Raw genomic sequence first — 13,570 nt, 5'->3', positions numbered from 1 at the left:
TTCAGCTGCCAGGCAGCCGTCAGCGTCCGGCCTTGGGGGCGAGGGCTTTGGCGATGAGCCGTGCGATGAGGTTGAGCAGCATGACGATGATGATGAGCACAAGGGCTGCCGCCCAGGCGCGCTCACTGGAGGCCGCTGCTGCCACACCGGGTGAGACCGGGCGCATCTGCGAGTCGTAGATGTAGGTGGGCAGAGTCGACATCCAGCCGGAGAACATATCCCAGTTGAGGTTCTTGGCGAAGCCAGCGGTCACCATGATCGGCGCGGTCTCGCCGATGACACGCGCGATGGCGATGGTGATGCCGGACAGGATGCCCGAGATCGCCGTCGGCAGGACGATTCGCACGATCGTCTTCCATTTCGGCACACCGAGCGCGTAGGTCGCTTCACGCAGATCCATCGGCACGAGCCGGAGGATCTCCTCCGTGTTGCGCACCACGATCGGGATCATGAGCACCGAGAGTGCGACCGCTGCGGCGATACCGGTCTTGGCAGAGCCGACCGCACCGGGATTGACGATCGCAGCGATCGTGCCGAACAGCGAGAACGCGAACAGGCCGGCGACGATCGACGGAATGCCGGTCATGACGTCGACGAGGAAGGTGATGCCGCGAGCCAGCGGGTTCCGGCCGCCGTACTCGACGAGGTAGATCGCGGTGAGCACACCGATCGGGATCGAGATGACACACGAGGCCAGGGTGATGAGGACGGTGCCGGCGATTGCGTGGTAGAAGCCGCCAGCCAGGCTCGCCTCACCGGCGACGTACTCCTGGTCGAGCACACCCTTCATGCCCTGCATCGTGCGGTTGAGCACGGAGGGGTGTTCGAGCAGCACCGGGCCGCCGCGCTCAAGCGCCGTCCACAGCAGCGAGATGAGCGGAATGCAGGCGATCGCGAAGGCCGAGGTCACCAGGGTTGTCGCCACCCGGTCGGTGGCCTTGCGCTGACCTTCGACGGCGAACGACCAGGCGAAGATGACGGCGAGGTTGATGAGGCCGGCGAGCAGGGCGGCCAGGGCGACGTTGAAACCTCCGGTGAAGATGAACGACAGCACGATGGCGGCGATGATCGCGGCCGCGGCGACGCCCCAGGGTGCCCATTTGGGCAGCTGCTTGGACTTCAGCTCGATGGCGGTCTGCTTCTTCTTCTGCCGGGGTGCCGGGGTGCCGGTGTCTGCTGGCTGTTGCGTCTGAGGCTGCAGCGAGGTGTTCGACTTCTGCATGTCAGCTTCCCTTCACCGAGGTCTTGGCCACGATGGCGCGGGCGGCCATATTGACGATGAGCGTGATGATGAACAGCACGAGGCCGATCGAGATGAGTTCGGACAGGCGCAGACCTGCGGCCTCCGGGAAGTTCTGCGCGATCTCCGAGGCGATCGTCTGGTTGCCGGCCTGCACGAGCGAGGCGGTCAGCAGGCCAGAGGACAGGATCATGGCCACAGCCATGGTCTCGCCGAGCGCGCGGCCGAGGCCGAGCATGATGGCCGAGGCGATGCCGGAGGTGCCGAAGGGCAGCACGGCCATCCGGATCATCTCCCAGCGGGTCGCGCCCAGAGCCAGGGCGGCCTCTTCTTGCAGGCGCGGGGTCTGCAGGAACACTTCGCGGATGAGGGAGGTGATGATCGGCAGGATCATGATGGCCAGAACCAGTGACGCGGTGAGCATGGTGCGCCCGGTCTGTGAGATGCCGCCGTCCTCAGTCGGGGCGAAGATCGGGATCCAGCCGAAATACTTGGCCAGCCACGCGTAGATCGGCACGAGGTAGCTGGCGAGCATGAGGCCCCACAGGCCGTAGACAACCGACGGGATCGCTGCGAGCAGGTCGATGGTGTAGCCGAGGATCGGGGCGAGCTTGCGCGGGGCCATGTGCGTGGTGAACAGGGCAATGCCCAATGAGAACGGCGTGGCCACGAGGAGTGCGATGAAAGCGGAGACCAGGGTGCCGATGATGAGCGGCCAGACGTAGGCGAAGAATCCACCGCCGGTGATCGACTCCGGGTCGGTTGCCTGCGCCTTGAGGACCGGCCAAGACTGGAACAGAAGGAACAGCGCGACGCCGGCGAGGATCAGCAGGATCAGGATGCCGGCGGCCAGGGTTGCCGTTGAGAACACGGCATCGCCGACGCGGACAACGGCCTTCGGCTGTGACGCCGGGGGTGTCTTCTCCGGGGCGGTGGTGGCCAAGAAGGTCTCCTCGGTCAGAAACTGTGAGGTGGGCGATAGTGTGGGTCTCAATAACCCGCCGAAGCGGTGTGCTGCCGAAAAGCGTCAGCAGCACACCGCCTCAGGATACGTCAGCTGCGCAGCCGCAGCTTCCCGACCAGGTCAGGACTTGACCTCGATGGTGTCGAGGATTTCGGTGATCTGCGAGCGCAGATCCTCCGAGATCGGGGCCGAACCGGCCGACTCTGCAGCCGACTGCTGGCCTTCCTCGGAGACGACGAAGCTCTCCCAGGCCTTGACGAGGTCGATGGTCTCCTGGTCCTGGTAGGTCGAGCACACGAGGTGGTACGACACGAGGACGATCGGGTAGGCGCCGGACTCGGTGGTGTCGCGCTTGAGGTCGATGGCGAGGTCGCCTTCGCCGCGTCCTTCAACCGGCTCCGAGGCGTCAACGACCTTGGCAGCGGCTTCCGGGGTGTACTCGACGTACTCTTCGCCGACCTTGACGTGGACGGTGCCCAGGTCGCCGACCGCCGAGGCGTCGGCGTAGCCGATGGCGCCCGGGGTGTCGCTGACGGTCTGGACGACGCCGTCAGTGCCCTGCGCGGCTTCGCCGCCGAAGGCCGACGGGAAGGCGTCAGCAGGCTCTTCGTCCCAGGTGTCGCCGGCGGCGTCGGCAAGGTACTCGGTGAAGTTCTCGGTGGTGCCCGAGTCATCGGAGCGGTGCACTGGGGTGATCTGCTCGTCCGGCAGCTCGACACCCTCGTTCTCCGAGGCGATCGCCTCATCGTTCCACTTGGTGATCTCGCCCTTGAAGATCTTGGCGATGGTCTCAGCCGAGAGCTTCACCTCGTCGACACCTTCGAGGTTGTAGGCGACAGCGATCGGGGAGATGTAGACGGGGAACTCGTAGGCGCCGTCGGGTCCGCAGACATCCTTGGCTGTCTCGATCTCATCCTCATCGAGGTAGGAGTCCGAGCCGGCGAACTGGGCATTGCCGCCGAGGAACTGCTCGCGGCCGGCACCGGAGCCATCCGGCGAGTACTGCACCTGAGCGTCGGAGTTCTCGCTGGTGAAGTCAGCGATCCAGGCGTCCATGGCGGCCTTCTGGGAGGAAGCGCCGATTCCGGTGAGGGTGCCTGAGAGGTTGCTGCCCTCGCCGCCACCGCCGCCGTTGCCTTCTTCGCCGGTTGCCGAGGAGCCGCCACAGGCCGAGAGGGTGAGCGCACCGGCTGCGAGGATGGCCGCAGGGGCAAAGCGGTTGAGTTTCACAGGGTTGCCTTTCGTTGAGAGTGGAGGGCGTTCGACATCATCTCGCCCCGCGTACGCTCCAAAGCTAAGAGTGATCTGTGACGGCAAGGCGGTCCGAAGGTGAACAAGTGGTTAACGCGCCCAGAAGTCAGTCCTTATTTGCTCACAGTTTGATAAAGGAAGTGACGCGCTTCACACGGCGCCGCCGGAGGCTGTGCTGTGCCGCGTCTGCACCTCACCGGGTGCCACGTCTGCGCCCAGCGGGGCAGGTGGCTGGCTTGTGACTCCCGCACGGCTTACAGACCGGTGGCCTAGAGTTGAGAGCCAACCCTGGCGAAAGGAGAGGGATATGACTGAGAAGGTATTTCTCACCAGCGATCTCGCCCGTGCTGCGCGCGCGTTCACGAAGGTGTCGGCGGCGACGATCGCTAAGAAGGCGGGGCTGACCCGCGAGCAGGTGAAGGAGTTCGAGAGGGGACGAGGCAACCTCTCCGATGACGAGAAGAGCCGGGTGCACGCCTCACTCGAATTCTACGGTGCGCTGTTCATCCCGGAGGACGATCTCGCGGGCTACGGGGTGCGCCGGCGCTACACGCGCGAGAAGCTCATGCGGCTCAACGATTGGGAGGACGAAGGCGGGTACTCCTGACTCGACCGGCTGACACACACGCCGCTGCCGACGGTCAGTGGTCTTCTCACGTGTCGATCGGACGGTAGCGTTCGACTTCGACGATGCGCGGCACCTCACCTGGGCGCACATAGGCGACGAGGATCTCACCGGGATTCATGTACGGATCCTTATCGGGCAGGTGCGCAGCCAGGCCCTTCGGGGCGTGATCGGCGATGAAGTCCAGCACCGTCGGCAGCACCGGCCGGTGCGTGCACACTGCCACCGGCCTGCCCTTGTGCAGCAGCTTCGTCAGCGCCTTGACGGTCTTCTTCGGTGAGTCCGCATTGCCTTTCTCCGACAGTGCGGCAACCTCCTTGATTCGAAGGCCCGTTGCCGCTGCGACCGGCTTGAGGGTGGCAACACACCGCTTCCACGGACTGGAGACGAGCTTCTGGAGGTTCCAGGCTCCCAGCAGGTTCGTCAACGCCATCGCCTGTCGGGTTCCGACAGCCAGCAGCGGGCGCACATGCTCGGTCTCATGCCACTTGGCGCGTGGGAAGGCCTTCCCGTGGCGGACGATGATGAGCGGCCAGGCGCGCAGCGACCCGGTTTGGCGGGCGTGCTCGACCTTGTCGAGCTGCTCCCGGTCGGCGAACAGTGTCAGCAGCTGCCGGGCCCGTTCGACGGAGAACCAGCCGATGTCGTCGATCTCCTTCGGATCAGCCGGCTTGAGCTTCGCCTCTCCGGTCACCTCTGCGGCCCAGTAGGCGACGTGCTTCTGCAGGTTCTTGCCGACCGTATAGCGGGCAGCAGGCAGCGGCAGCCCGAGGTGGATCTTGAGTCCGGTCTCCTCCTCGACTTCGCGCACAGCGCATTCGGGCAGCGTCTCACCCTTCTCGACCTTGCCCTTGGGCCATGACCAGTCGTTGTACTTCGGTCGGTGGACGAGCAGCACTTCCAGCCCAGCGCTCGTCTCCCTCCAGCACACCGCGCCCGCGGCCAGCACATCGGCATTGAGCCGGGCGGATTCGCCGGCGGTGGAGACAGGTGTCGGGCTCACAGCACTCCTCTCATGACGGTGCGCTCACGGCTGCGCGGTCGCGCGCTTGCGGTGGTGCCGGCGGATGAGCTCGGCCTGGTAGTCGATCGGGTCATCGCCGTTGGCCTCACGCGTCCAGACTCCCCCGGAGCCGAGGTGGAAGGAGCCGGTGCGATCGTCGAAGGCGAGGTCGAACAGGCCGTCGACTTCGGCGATGTGCTCGGGATCGCGCAGCCGGACGAGCGCCTCGACGCGGCGGTCGAGGTTGCGGTGCATGAGGTCGGAGGAGCCGATATAGGCCACCGTCTCTCCGCCGCCGGAGAACACGAACACCCGAGAGTGCTCCAGGTAGCGGCCGAGGATCGAACGGACCTCGATGTTCTCGCTCAGGCCCGGGATGCCGGGGCGGATCGCGCAGATGCCGCGTACGAACAGCTGGATGCGCACGCCGGCCCGGCTGGCGAGGTAGAGGGCATCGATGATCCGCTCGTCGACGATCGAGTTGACCTTCAGCCGGATCGAGGCCTCCCGGCCGGCCTCGGCATGGGCGGTCTCGGCGCGGATGAGCTCGAGCAGTCCCTCGCGTACCCGGGTCGGGGCGACGAGCAGGCGGGCGTATTCGGACTGCGGGGCGTAGCCGGAGAGCTGGTTGAACAGCTTCGTCAGGTCCTGCCCGACCTCCGGATCGCACGTGAGCAGCCCGAAGTCCTCATACAGGCGGGCGGTCTTCGGATGGTAGTTGCCGATGCCCACATGGCAGTAGCGGGCCAGCCCGGTGGCCTCCTGCCGGACGACGAGGCACAGCTTGGCGTGCGTTTTGAGCCCGACGATGCCGTAGACGACGTGCACGCCGGCGCGTTCGAGCTTGCGCGCCCACGTGATGTTGGCCTCCTCATCGAAGCGGGCCTTGATCTCGACGACGGCGAGCACCTGCTTGCCGGCCTGTGCGGCGTCGACGAGCGCATCGACGATGGGAGAGTCGCCAGAGGTGCGGTAGAGCGTCTGCTTGATCGCCAGCACATTCGGGTCGTTGGCCGCCTGCTCGATGAAGGCCTGCACGCTCGTGGAGAACGAATCGTAGGGGTGGTGCAGGAGGATGTCGCGTTCTTTGACCGCTTCGAAGATGTCGACTTGGTCAGACGTCTCCGCCTGGGACAGGTAGCGGTTCATCGCCGGCACCGCCTGCGGGAAGTGCAGGTCCTCCCGGGAGATCTTCGCCAATTCGCTCAGCCCGCGCATGTCGAGCGGGCGCGGCAGCTCGTAGATCTCTGATTCGTCGATCTCGAGTTCCTGGACGAGGATGCGGCGCACCCGCGGGTGCAGCTCCTCGGTGACTTCGAGTCTGACAGCCGGGCCGAAGCGGCGGCGGGTCAGCTCCTTCTCCAGGGCCTTGAGGAGGTTCTCGGCGTCGTCCTCTTCGACTTCGAGGTCCTCGTTGCGGGTGACGCGGAACAGCGAATGGCCGATGACGTCCATGCCCTCGAAGAGACGGTCGAGGTTGGCGGCGATGATGTCCTCCATCGCCACGAACCGGGCCGGCGCCTCGTGCGAGACGCCTTGGGTGCGGTTGGAGGCGGCGACGTCGACGAAACGCGGAAGCGACTGCGGGACCTTGGCGCGGGCGAAGACCTCATTGCCGCTCTGCGGGTGGCGCAGCAGTACGCCGAGGTTGAGTGAGAGTCCGGAGATGTAGGGGAACGGATGCGCCGGGTCGACGGCCAGCGGGGTGAGGACCGGGAACACCTGGGTGTCGAACATCTCGTCGATGATCGTCTGCTCCTCACCGGTGAGCTCGTCCATTCGCACGAGCCGGATGCCCTCCCGGCTGAGGGCTGGTTCGATGTCCTCGGTGAAGAGGGCGGCGTGGCGCTCCATCAGCGCGTGGGTGTGCTTGCCCAGTGAGCGCATGACCGCCCGTGGCTGCGCGCCGGTGACCGAGGGGACGGCCAAACCGGTGGCGATGCGGCGCTTGAGCCCGGCGACGCGGACCATGAAGAACTCATCGAGGTTCGAGGCGAAGATCGAGAGGAAGTTCACCCGCTCCAGCAGCGGGATCGTCTCATCGGCGGCCAGGGCGAGGACGCGTTCGTTGAACGCCAGCCACGACAGCTCGCGGTCGAGGAAGCGGTCGGCCGGTGCCGGCAGGTCGTGGGTGGCGCCGAAGGCGGAGACGTCGTACATGTCAGGACTCCTGCGGTGGGGCGTAGCTGACGTGCATGATCTCCCGGTCGAAGCCCAGCCGGGCGTAGAGCCGGCGGGCCGGGTCGTTGTCGGATTCGACGTAGAGCTGGATGAACTCAGCACCGGCGTCGATGAGATAGCGCATCCCGGCCACCGTGAGCGCCTGGCCGACGCCGCGGGCATGGACGGCGGGGTCGGTGGCGATGACGTAGACCTCCCCGACCCGCTGGCCAGATGGGTGGTCGTCGGAGAGCTTCGTCTGGTGGAACCCGATGATCTGCTCGCGGCCATCCTCGCCAGCAGTGGTGGCGATGATGACCGAATCCGGGTCGAAGCCGGGGGCGGTGACGATCGCCTCGATGTCGGCAAGCTCCTGGTGGCCCTGTTCAGGGTGCCAGTCGAAGGCGGCGTTGTTGACCGCCAGCCAGCCGGCCTCATCCCCGGGGGCGAAGGAGCGCAGCGTCACCCCGTCCGGGGCAGGGCGGTCGGGCAGAGCGAGCTCTCCCACTGGTCCGGTCTGCAGCTGCAGCAGCTCACGGGCGCGGGAGAAGCCGTGGGTCGTCGCGATCGTCGCAGCAGCCGGGTGGTCACCGTGCGACCACATCCACACCGGGCGGCCGGCACGTGCGATGAGCGCATCGACGAGCGTGCGGCCGTAGCCGTTGCCGCGGGCGGACGGGGCGATGACGGCTTCGAGCGCACCTCGCTCGCCTTGGGCTGCGGCGATGCCGAAGCCGATGAGCTCATCACCGGCCCGGGCTTCGAGCATGATCCACGGGTCGTCACCGGCGGCCTCCAACAGCCCATCGGAGATCGGGGCGATGCCGTCAGCGGCAGCGGCCTGCGACAGCAGCGCACGCACGTCATCGGTGAGCTCCGCGGCTTCGGTGAGAACCGCCTCGGGAGCGGATGGAACCATGGGCAATCTCCTCCACGCGACGCATTCCCTGCCTCCCCGGACACTGCGGGCCGGCCATGGCCGGACTCGGCGGCGGGAGACGCTTTGGCGTCAGTATAACGAGGTGGGCGCACCGGTGAGGCCAGTGCCTGAGTGTCGGATCGAAGCGGTGTACGGCACAATGAAGCTGATGAGATGGATACGTGTTGCCGTGGCGCTGGGCCTGGCCGTCGGGCTGGGTGTCACCAGCTTCTTCGGCTATGGGCCGCTGGCTGCTGCCGCTGCCGTGCTCGTCGCCGCACTCGCCTACGGCTGGCCGAGGCTGACCGACTCACCGCAGCCGCGGGCCACCGGCATCATGCTGCTGATCTTCGGACTCGGCGGGATGGCCGCCGTCTGGGCGCAGAGCTCGGCGCCCTATGTGGAATGGCTGCCGACGATCACCGGCATCGGACTTTTGTGGGCGTTCGTGCAGAACCTCGCCCGCGGCGTCGGCGCCTCGCACGCTGTCGCCAACGTCTCCGCGCAGGTCGCAGGACTTGTCATCGTGCTCTCCGCCGCCAGCTGGATCGCAGCGCTCAGCGTCCCCGGCGACCGGGAGCCTGTGGTCGTCGCACTCGTAGCAACCATCCTCGCGCAAGCTGCGACCGCACTGCCGTTCCCGGCCCGTTACACCTCTCCTCTGGCCCTCGCAGTCGCGGTCCTCGGCGCTGGTGTCGTCGCAGCGCTCATGAACTCAGGGTCGGTCACGCTCCTCGTCTCTCTCGTGCTCGGCGGGGCGATGGGTTTACTCGTGGCAGCCGTCGACCGGATGCTGTCGATCATGGCCGTCGCGAAGTTCCAGGCCGTGCGGATCCAGCGCGAACGCCGCCGCGACAAGGCCCGCCGGTTCGCTGTGCAGCTGGCCGTCGGCGCCACCCCGGTCGCCCTCGGCGGCACCGTCGTCTACCTGCTCGAGCGGATCCTGCTCTACCGCTGAGCCGCGAGTGCAGTGCCGCTGACCGGTGGGTACAATCGAGCGCATGGACAACATTGCTGCTTTGGAAATCGTCTACACCGGACTCGTCGGCCTCGCCGCCCTCGGCACGCTCGGCGTGGCCGTCAAGGTCATCACCAACCTGTTCAAGACCAACCGCTGATCTGCGCTCATGCCGCTTGAGATCGACGCGAACCTCAACCGCGAGCTCGTCCCGCTGTCCTGGCTGATCGGCTCCTGGGAAGGCGTGGGCGTCGTCGGCTACCCCGGCACCCCGGAGAAGCAGTTCGGCCAGCGCGTCGACTTCACCGTGCCCGGCGACGTGCCCTACCTGGCGTACTCCGCACACGCGTGGACGCTCGATAAGGACGGCGCGCCTGCTGACACGCTCTCGATCGAGACCGGGATCTGGCAGCTCGTGCGCGACCGGCAGGACTTCGACGCCGGGCCCGGCCTCATGGTGCCCACCGGCGAGTCGCCCTACACCACCGCCGAGGCGGTCGAAGGGCTGCGCAACGACAACGGCGACTTCGACCTCGACGTCTCGATCGTCCACCCCAACGGCATCATGGAGCTCTACGCCGGCCGGGTCAACGGCCCGCGCATCGACCTGAGCACCGACGTTGTCGCCCGCACCCGCAGCGCCAAGGAGTACACCGCCTCGACCCGCATGTACGGGCTCGTCAACGGTGAGCTCATGTGGGCCTGGGACATGGCCGCCCTCGGCACCGAACTCACCAGCCACGCCTCCGCCCGGCTGAAGAAGGTGAGCTGAGCAGACGTGCGTCGCCGCACGCTGGGCATCAGCCTCACCCTCATCGTCATCCTGCTCGCCATCGCGGCGCTGGCAGCATTCGCCTATGTGCGCATCAGCGCCGTCGCCCAGGACCTGCAGGACGCCGCGGAGACCTCCGACAGGTACGTCGCCGCGCTCTACGACGAACCCGAGGCAGCTCCCAGGCACCTGCAGGCCGCGATCGACGAACTCGAATCCGCCCAACACGGGCTCGACACCTGGACGCTGACCGGACTGTCGCAGACCCCGAAGCTCGGCGACAACGTCGCCGCCGTGCGCACCGTCACCGACGAGATGCACACACTGCTCAGCGACGCCGGCCCGGTCCTCTCAACCGCCACCGAGGTCGTCGACTTCCGGGCCCAGAAGCTCAGGCCACTGCGGGACTCCGGCACCTGGTTCGCGTCCGTCGATGACGCCGGGCAGGCCATCGACAAGGCCACCGACGTCATCCGCGACGCCCCAGCCGCGATCGAGGCCTTCGACGCCGCCCAGCAGAAGATCCACGATATCGACACCGCAGGCCTGCTGCCCCCGGTCCGCGACGCCATCGACGAGCTCGACACCACACTGACCGAGGCTGCCGAGGAACTGCGCCCGCTGCTGGAGGTCATGCGCACGCTCGCCGACAGCGACCTCTACCGGCTGCTGTCCGGGGCGATCGAGGGGATCGGCGATGCGGTCGGCAGGATCGACCTCGACGGCATGTTCCGGGAGCTCGAAGAGCAGCTCAAGAAGGTCCGCACACCCATCGGCCGCGGCGGCTGAACCCCGCCTCGCCGCTGCCATCTCGCCGCAGAGTGCCACACCCGCCCAAGTGGCGTACGGTGGAGCTGGGAGGACCGCCGCCAGCCAAGAGGAGAACGCCGTGAACGCCCTGCGCTTCAACCGCTCAGCCGCCGTGTTCGGAACCGGGCACCGGGAGAGCGAGGTCGCCCACCTCGGCAGCCCGCTGCGCGAACAGCGCCATCTGGCCGACGGCAGGGCAGTGGCCGACCTGTCGTCTGTCAGCGTCCTCTCCCTCACCGGCCCCGACCGGCTCACCTGGCTCAACACGCTCACCACCCAGAAGATCGACACACTGGCCGCCGGGCAGTCGAGTGAGACGCTCGTGCTCTCACCGACAGGACACATCGAGCACTGGCTCAAGCTCTACGAAGACGGCGAGACCCTGTGGCTGCTGAGCGAGACCGACCCGGCTGAAACGATCGCGTTCCTCGAATCGATGAAGTTCATGATGCGTATCGAACTCACCGACCGCAGCAGCGACTTCCAGTGCCTCGGGACGATCGGTGCCCCGCCTGCCTCACTGCCGGCCGCCTTCGTCTTCGACGACCCGTGGCCGACCATCGGATCCGGTTCGGCCTCCTATGCCGCGCTCGACGCCGAACTCTCGCAGACTCCGCAGCAGGCCACCCCCAGCCCCGAACATCCCGGTCACCTGATCGACATGCGCATCGCCGTCGTGCCGGTCAAGGAACTCCTCAACTGGGATCCGGCAGCAGCCGGCGTCGAGGTCGTCGGCCGCGACGCGTTCGAAGCGCTGCGCATCGAAGCGTGGCGGCCCGGGCCGGCCGATGCCGACCATAAGGCACTCGTCGGCGAACTCGACGTGCTGCGCTCTGCCGTCCACTTGGCCAAGGGGTGTTACCGCGGCCAGGAGGCCGTCGCCCGCGTCCACAACCTCGGACAGCCTCCGCGTCGGCTCGTGTTCCTTCACCTCGACGGCTCCGCCCACACCCTGCCCGAACCCGGCTCACCGATCTATGCCGAAGTCCGCGGCGCCGAGCGTGCTGTCGGCGCCGTCACCTCGGCGGCGGTGCACTGGGAGCTCGGCCCGATCGCACTGGCGCTGGTCAAACGCAGCCTGCCCGTCGACGCCGCGCTGAGCGTGGCCACCAGCGTCACCGAAGCAGACGAGACAGGGGAGGAGGCCGAGGAGCGGATCGCCGCCAACGCCGAGGTCATCGTCACCCCTACCCGCACCCGCCAGGCCCCGCCGCGGATCCCCCGCAACCCCGCCGTCGACCCGCGCCGCCTGCCCGGCGCCCGCTGACACCTCGGGCACGGGAATGTGACCTGTGGGGCGCGGAAACGCGACCTGCGCCCCGGGCGCCGATCTCACGTGACCCGCGGCGTTTCGCGTGCTGGTACCTGAGGTGCCCCGATCGGCGTGCGGGGTCTACGATGCGGATATGACCACTTTGGAAAAGGGCGGCGCAGCGCTGCCGCAGGAACGCAAACTTGTCACTGAGATCCCCGGGCCGAAGTCCCAGGAGCTCGAGTCGCGTCGCAGGGCCTCCGTGGCAGGCGGCGTCGGCGTCAGCCTCCCGGCCTACATCGTCGCGGCCGGCGGCGGCATCCTCAAGGACATCGACGGAAACCAGATCATCGACCTCGGCTCCGGCATCGCCGTGACCACCGTCGGCAACTCCAATGAGCGCGTCGTCGAGCGCGCCACCGAGCAGCTCGGCGCCTTCACCCACACCTGCTTCATGGTCAACCCCTACGAGGGCTACGTCGAGGTCGCCGAGGCGCTCAACCGTCTGACCCCGGGTGACTTTGAGAAGCGCACGGCGCTGTTCAACTCCGGTGCCGAGGCCGTGGAGAACGCGATCAAGATCGCCCGCGCCCACACGAAGCGCAACGCCGTCGTCGCCTTCGACCACGCCTACCACGGCCGCACCAACCTCACGATGGCACTGACCGCCAAGGCCCACCCGTACAAGGCAGGCTTCGGCCCGCTGGCCGGCGAGGTCTACCGCGCGCCGGTGTCGTATCCGTACCGCGACAACCTCACCTACGGCACGAAGGTCTCCGGTGAGGACGCCGCCAAGCGCGTCATGACGATGATCGACAAGCAGATCGGTGCCGAGAACGTCGCCGCGATCCTCATCGAGCCGATCCAGGGTGAGGGCGGCTTCATCGTCCCGGCCGAGGGATTCCTTCCGGCCCTGGTCGAGTATGCGCAGAAGAACGGCATCGTCTTCATCGCCGACGAGGTGCAGGCCGGATTCGGCCGCACCGGCAAGATGTTCGCCAGCGAATGGGACGGCATCGAGCCCGACCTCATCACCACCGCCAAGGGCATCGCCGGTGGTCTGCCGCTTTCGGCTGTCACCGGCCGTGCGGAGATCATGGACGCTGTGGGCGCCGGTGGACTCGGCGGCACCTACGGCGGCAACCCGACCGCCGTGGCCGCAGCCCTCGGTGCGATCGAGGCCTATGCGCAGGACGGCCTCGTCGAGCGCGCCACGGCGATCGGTGAGACGATCGTCGACCGGATGACGAAGATCCAGTCCGCCCACCCCGAGATCGGCGATATCCGCGGCCGCGGAGCCATGCAGGCCGTCGAGCTCGTCGACGCCGAGACCTCCGAGCCGAAGCCGGAGCTGGCCAAGGCCGTGGCCGACTACGCCGCGAAGAACGGCGTGCTCGTCCTCGTCACCGGAACCTTCGGCAACGTGCTGCGGTTCCTGCCGCCGCTGTCGATCTCCGATGAGCTGCTCGCCGACGCCTTCGATGTGCTCGAAGCCGCCTTCGACGAGGCAACTCAGTGAGCTGAGCTCTGCTGAGCCGACACACTGACGAGGCGGCCGCTGGGAGGAATCCCGGCGGCCGCCTTCGCATGGTGTCCTGCCCGTACGCAGGCGCGCA

The 13,570-nt window shown here is 67.3% G+C and carries 12 protein-coding genes; 6 read left to right on the top strand and 6 right to left on the bottom strand.

Annotated elements, in window-relative coordinates; genetic code table 11:
- Positions 1–19: 19 nt before the first annotated feature.
- From pstA to pstS, 3 genes are all read right to left on the bottom strand, one after another.
- The gene (pstA, locus tag M3B11_RS02535; protein ID WP_259875195.1) at positions 20–1,222 is read right to left on the bottom strand and encodes a phosphate ABC transporter permease PstA; all 1,203 of its coding nucleotides are present in this window, start codon (positions 1,220–1,222) and stop codon (positions 20–22) included.
- Position 1,223: 1 nt separating this feature from the next.
- Complete coding sequence (gene pstC, locus M3B11_RS02530; protein WP_396121518.1) at positions 1,224–2,183, bottom strand: phosphate ABC transporter permease subunit PstC; 960 nt, start codon at positions 2,181–2,183, stop codon at positions 1,224–1,226.
- A gap of 141 nt (positions 2,184–2,324) precedes the next feature.
- Positions 2,325–3,434 carry a phosphate ABC transporter substrate-binding protein PstS gene (gene pstS, locus M3B11_RS02525; RefSeq protein WP_259875193.1) on the bottom strand — a complete coding sequence of 370 codons (1,110 nt, stop codon included), beginning with the start codon at positions 3,432–3,434 and terminating at the stop codon, positions 2,325–2,327.
- 328 nt (positions 3,435–3,762) lie between these two features.
- Here pstS and M3B11_RS02520 point away from each other — a divergent pair, with 328 nt between their 5' ends.
- A complete protein-coding gene (locus M3B11_RS02520) occupies positions 3,763–4,062 on the top strand; it encodes an XRE family transcriptional regulator (RefSeq protein WP_259875191.1) in 300 nt (99 codons plus the stop codon).
- Between the two features lie 46 nt (positions 4,063–4,108).
- Here the strand turns inward: M3B11_RS02520 and M3B11_RS02515 are convergent, their stop codons facing one another.
- The 3 genes from M3B11_RS02515 to mshD are packed head-to-tail and all read right to left on the bottom strand — an operon-like array spanning position 4,109 to position 8,162.
- Positions 4,109–5,083 (bottom strand): NUDIX hydrolase, encoded by a 975-nt coding sequence (locus M3B11_RS02515; RefSeq protein WP_259875189.1) that lies wholly within the window; start codon positions 5,081–5,083, stop codon positions 4,109–4,111.
- A 24-nt stretch (positions 5,084–5,107) separates the two neighbouring features.
- Positions 5,108–7,243, bottom strand: a complete 2,136-nt coding sequence (locus tag M3B11_RS02510; RefSeq protein ID WP_259875188.1) for an RNA degradosome polyphosphate kinase — start codon at positions 7,241–7,243, stop codon at positions 5,108–5,110.
- Position 7,244: 1 nt separating this feature from the next.
- Positions 7,245–8,162: a mycothiol synthase gene (gene mshD / locus M3B11_RS02505; protein WP_259875186.1), complete on the bottom strand. Its 918-nt coding sequence runs from the start codon at positions 8,160–8,162 to the stop codon at positions 7,245–7,247.
- 169 nt (positions 8,163–8,331) lie between these two features.
- Here mshD and M3B11_RS02500 point away from each other — a divergent pair, with 169 nt between their 5' ends.
- The 5 genes from M3B11_RS02500 (at position 8,332) to gabT (ending at position 13,473) form a co-directional block, all read left to right on the top strand.
- Positions 8,332–9,120 (top strand): ammonia permease, encoded by a 789-nt coding sequence (locus M3B11_RS02500; RefSeq protein WP_259875184.1) that lies wholly within the window; start codon positions 8,332–8,334, stop codon positions 9,118–9,120.
- A gap of 169 nt (positions 9,121–9,289) precedes the next feature.
- A complete protein-coding gene (locus tag M3B11_RS02495; protein WP_259844649.1) occupies positions 9,290–9,892 on the top strand; it encodes an FABP family protein in 603 nt (200 codons plus the stop codon).
- Between the two features lie 6 nt (positions 9,893–9,898).
- Positions 9,899–10,681, top strand: coding sequence for a hypothetical protein (locus M3B11_RS02490; protein WP_259875182.1), 783 nt, complete (start codon positions 9,899–9,901; stop codon positions 10,679–10,681).
- Between the two features lie 100 nt (positions 10,682–10,781).
- The gene (locus M3B11_RS02485) at positions 10,782–11,969 is read left to right on the top strand and encodes a folate-binding protein YgfZ (RefSeq protein ID WP_259875180.1); all 1,188 of its coding nucleotides are present in this window, start codon (positions 10,782–10,784) and stop codon (positions 11,967–11,969) included.
- 139 nt (positions 11,970–12,108) lie between these two features.
- On the top strand, positions 12,109–13,473 hold the full coding sequence (gene gabT, locus M3B11_RS02480) for a 4-aminobutyrate--2-oxoglutarate transaminase (protein WP_259875179.1): 1,365 nt from the start codon (positions 12,109–12,111) through the stop codon (positions 13,471–13,473).
- Positions 13,474–13,570 lie beyond the last annotated feature (97 nt).

The organism is Brevibacterium sp. p3-SID960, from assembly GCF_025144725.1.
In the GTDB taxonomy this organism is placed as follows: domain Bacteria; phylum Actinomycetota; class Actinomycetes; order Actinomycetales; family Brevibacteriaceae; genus Brevibacterium.
Note: the sequence above shows the minus strand (reverse complement) of the source record. Positions and strands in the feature narration are given on the sequence as shown.

What these genes read in the sequence shown, in the direction of transcription:
- M3B11_RS02510 (WP_259875188.1), bottom strand. Translation starts at nt 7,243, where the DNA reads ATGTACGACGTCTCCGCCTTCGGCGCCACCCACGACCTGCCGGCACCG.
- M3B11_RS02520 (WP_259875191.1), top strand. Translation starts at nt 3,763, where the DNA reads ATGACTGAGAAGGTATTTCTCACCAGCGATCTCGCCCGTGCTGCGCGC.
- M3B11_RS02500 (WP_259875184.1), top strand. Translation starts at nt 8,332, where the DNA reads ATGAGATGGATACGTGTTGCCGTGGCGCTGGGCCTGGCCGTCGGGCTG.
- mshD (WP_259875186.1), bottom strand. Translation starts at nt 8,162, where the DNA reads ATGGTTCCATCCGCTCCCGAGGCGGTTCTCACCGAAGCCGCGGAGCTC.
- gabT (WP_259875179.1), top strand. Translation starts at nt 12,109, where the DNA reads ATGACCACTTTGGAAAAGGGCGGCGCAGCGCTGCCGCAGGAACGCAAA.
- M3B11_RS02495 (WP_259844649.1), top strand. Translation starts at nt 9,290, where the DNA reads ATGCCGCTTGAGATCGACGCGAACCTCAACCGCGAGCTCGTCCCGCTG.
- pstA (WP_259875195.1), bottom strand. Translation starts at nt 1,222, where the DNA reads ATGCAGAAGTCGAACACCTCGCTGCAGCCTCAGACGCAACAGCCAGCA.